2 protein-coding genes are annotated in these 3,828 nt (G+C 75.1%); both read right to left on the reverse strand.

What is annotated here, in order from left to right; translation table 11 throughout:
* Nucleotides 1-290 precede the first annotated feature (290 nt).
* Nucleotides 291-2,156 (reverse strand): AMP-dependent synthetase/ligase, encoded by a 1,866-nt coding sequence (locus ACFWW8_RS30080; protein ID WP_386533629.1) that lies wholly within the window; start codon nt 2,154-2,156, stop codon nt 291-293.
* Nucleotides 2,157-2,331: 175 nt separating this feature from the next.
* Complete coding sequence (locus tag ACFWW8_RS30085; RefSeq protein WP_386533632.1) at nt 2,332-3,480, reverse strand: helix-turn-helix domain-containing protein; 1,149 nt, start codon at nt 3,478-3,480, stop codon at nt 2,332-2,334.
* Nucleotides 3,481-3,828 lie beyond the last annotated feature (348 nt).

Genomic DNA, 3,828 nt, shown 5'->3' on the forward strand with positions numbered 1-3,828 from the left:
GGCCGCGCAGACGGCGCAGGCCGCGCAGACGGCGCAGGCCGCGCAGACGGCGCAGGCGGCGCAGGCGAGGCGCCGCGCAGGCGAGGGCCGCCGCGCAACCGGGGGGCGCCGCGCAACCGGGGGGCGCCGCGCAGGCGCGCAGGCGGGCAGGCGGGCAGGCGGGCAGGCGGGCAGGCGGGGCGCCCCGCAACCGGAGCGCCGGGGCGCCGCGCAGGCGGGCAAGCGAGCAGTCGGGGCACCCCCCGGGGCCGTGGACCGACCGGCGTCCCCGGGCCCGCCGACCGCACGGCTCAGCCCTCGCGCGGGCCCCGGTACAGCTCGTCGATCTGGCGGGCGTAGTCGCGCGCGATCGCGTCCCGCTTGAGCTTCATCGACGGGGTCAGGTGCCCGCCCTCCTCCGTGAAGTCCCCCGGCAGGACCGTGAAGCGGCGGATCGACTCGGCCCGCGACACCAGCCGGTTCGCCTCGTCCACCGCCCGCTGGAGGTCGGCCCGCAGCTCCTCGTCCTGGACCAGGATCCGCATGGGCACGTCCTGCTTCCTGTGCATCTGGCGCCAGTGCGCCAGCCCGTCCGGCTCCAGCGTGACCAGCGCGGTGACGTACGGCCGGTTGTCGCCGACCACCAGGCACTGGCCGACCAGCGGGTGGGACCGCAGCCAGTCCTCCAGCGGCGCGGGGGCCACGTTCTTGCCGCCGGAAGTGATGATCAGGTCCTTCTTGCGGCCGGTGATGGTGAGGTAGCCGTCGTCGTCCAGCTCCCCGAGGTCGCCGGTCGGCAGCCAGGTGTCGGGCGGCACCGCCTGCCCGGAGTTCCAGTACCCGACGAACACGTGCCGCCCGCCGAGCAGCACCTCCCCGTCGTCGGCGATCCGTACGGCCGTGCCCGGCAGCGGCCAGCCCACCGTGCCCAGGCGGGGGCGCAGCGGCGGGGTCACGGTGCTGGCGCCGGTCGTCTCGGTGAGCCCGTAGCCCTCGAAGACCTCGATGCCGGCTCCGGTGTAGAAGGCGGCGAGCCGGCGGCCGAGGGGGGATCCGCCGCTGAGGACGTACTTCACGCGGCCCCCGAGCGCGGCCCGGACCCGGCGGTAGACGAGCGGCTCGTACAGGGCGCGGGCGGCGCGCAGCCCGAGGCCGGGGGCCTGGCCCTCGACCAGCTCGCCGAAGCTCCGCGCGATCTTGGAGGCCCGGTCGAAGGAGGCGGCCCGGCCCATCTTCTCGGCGGTGGCGCGGGCGGTGTTGTAGACCTTCTCCAGGACGTAGGGGATGGCGAGGAGGAAGGTCGGGCGGAACCCGCCGAGGTCGGCGAGGAGGTCCTCGGTGCGGATGCTGGGCGCGTGCCCGAGCTTGACGCGGGCCCGCATGCAGCCGACGGCGACCATCCGTCCGAAGACGTGGCTGAGCGGCAAGAAGAGGAGGGTGGAGGCGGGGTCGTCGCTGACCGACTTGAAGACGGGGTGCAGCAGCTCGACCGAGTTGTCGACCTCGGCGAAGAAGTTGGCGTGGGTGATCACGCAGCCCTTCGGCCGGCCGGTGGTGCCCGAGGTGTAGATGAGGGTGGCGACGGAGTCGGGCGTACGGGCGGCCCGCCGCGCGTGCACCACGGCGTCGGGCAGGTGCTCCCCGGCCTTGACCAGGCGGGCGACGGCTCCGGTGTCGAACTCCCACAGGTGTTGCAGCCAGGGCAGGTTGGCGCGCTCGGAGCTGATGATGCGGGCCTGCGCGGTGTCCTCGACGGCGCAGGCCACGGCGCCGGAGTCCTGGATGATCCAGCGGGCCTGGAGGGCGGAGGAGGTGGGGTAGATGGGGACGGTGACCAGCCCGGCGGCCCATCCGGCGAAGTCGAGGAGGGTCCACTCGTAGGTCGTACGGGCCATGATGGCGAGCCGGTCGCCCTCGCGCAGCCCCTCGGCGATCAGACCCTTGGCGACGGCGAGCACCTCGGCCGCGAACTGGCCGGCCGTGATGTCCCACCAGCGGCCGTCCCGGTCCTTGCGCGCGAGCACCGCCTCGCCGGGGGCCTCGCGGGCGTTGTCGAAGGGGATGTCCCCCAGCGAACCGCGGTCGGGGACGGGCGCCAGCGCGGGGACACGTACCTCGCGCACCCTGCCGTCGATCACGGTCTTGACGGGCTCCACCAGCTTGGGTACGGCTTCCACTGCACGGTCTCCTCGGCCGGGGTACCACCCAGCTGCGGCTGGGTGAGGGGGTTACCGCCGGTAATTTACGCATCGGTAACCCCCTCTGAACAGCCCTCGGAGCCTTTCTTCACCACGGGACCACCCGGAGCGCACGCGGGCCGCACGGGGAATCCGCACGAGCACCGCGCGGCCCTCACGCGGCGGAGTCCGCCGCCGCCTCGGGACAGTCCCGGCAGCGGCCGGGCCGGGGCGCCCGGAAGGCCCGTTCGCAGCCGTCGCAGTTCTGCATCGGATCGGGCCGCGCGGCGGGCGGCCCGGCCGGTCGCGGAGCCAGCCGCGGCGGGACCTGCGTCGCGAGCCGGTGCGCGATCAGCCCCGCCGGGTTGCGCAGCTCGGCGGGCAGGCCCCCGGCGAGCACGTGCCGTACGGCCTCCGGCTCGGCCCCGCGCTCCAGCCAGGCCGACACCCCGGGCGCGAGCCGCCGGACGTGCCGTTCGGGCAGCAGCAGCCGGGGGTCGTCCTCGCGGAGCCGGGCCAGCAGCTCGACGGCGTCCTGGCGGAGCGCCGCGCCGGGCGGCTCCCCCGCCGCGCGGGCCGGGGCCGACGCGGAGGCCGCCTCGGGTACGGCCGCCCGGGGCTCGGGCCAGGACCAGGGGTCGGCGGGCGGGGGCTCCGGCTCCGGCTCAAGGTCGAAGCACGGCTCGCACTCGGGCCACGGCCCGAAGTCCGGCGGAGGCGCGGGCTCCGCCCCGGGCTCGACACTGGGCTTCGCACCCACCCCGGACCCCGGCACGACCGCACCCCCGCGCCCGGGCACGGGCGGGGGCCCGGACACCGGCCCGGCCACGGTCACCGGCACCGGCTCGGCCACGGGGCGGGATCGCCGTACGGCGTCCTCCCCCCGCTCCGGCGGAACGGCCGGCTCGCGGCGCGTGGCCGGGGGCGTCGAACGCTCCGGGAGGCCCGGACGGGTGGTCTGCGGGCGGTTGTAGGACACCGTACGGGTGACCACCTGCCCGCTCGCCAGCCGCACGCGGCTGCGCTCCAGGTACCCGTGCGCCTCCAACTCCCGCAGCGCGGAGGCGATCCGCACCTCGCCCTCCGGGAACCGGTCCGTGAGCCGCTTGATGCCGACCTTGGCGCCGGTCGGCAGCGACTGGATGTAGAGCGCGAGGCCCCTCGCCGTCAGCGACAGCGCACGGTGCTGGGCCAGGTGGTTGCCGACCACCGTGTACTGCTCGGTGTGCCGCGCCTTGACGTGGACGATGCCGCCCGTTGCGGGGACCCCGGCACGTTCCCGGGACGAGGCGCGCGAGGGCGCGCTAAGCTTCTGAAGAGCCATGGGGAAGGTCTAGCTTCCTGCTTGGTCAGGCCCTCGACCGGGATGCCAGTCCCGCCGGGGGCCGTCTCATGTCTGACGTTGTGGGCCGAGCATATGCCCGGCAACCATCCATAAATCCAGCCCAGTTGGCACAGTTCACCATGTGAGTTACGGGGGCTGGTGGGGTGGGTTGGTGGGTTGGTTTCAGCTCCCGTATTGCAAGGGGTTACGTCGGGACCGCCCGGGTCGCGCTCGGCCACGACCCGGTGTTCCGGCTCTCCGGCCAGGTCCACCTAGGCCCACACCACCTTGCACGGCGACAGCCCCCGGTCCACCCCCCACCGGTCCGCGAGCGCGTCCACCAGCAGC

The sequence above is a fragment of the Streptomyces sp. NPDC058701 genome, assembly GCF_042715295.1.
Classification (GTDB): domain Bacteria; phylum Actinomycetota; class Actinomycetes; order Streptomycetales; family Streptomycetaceae; genus Streptomyces.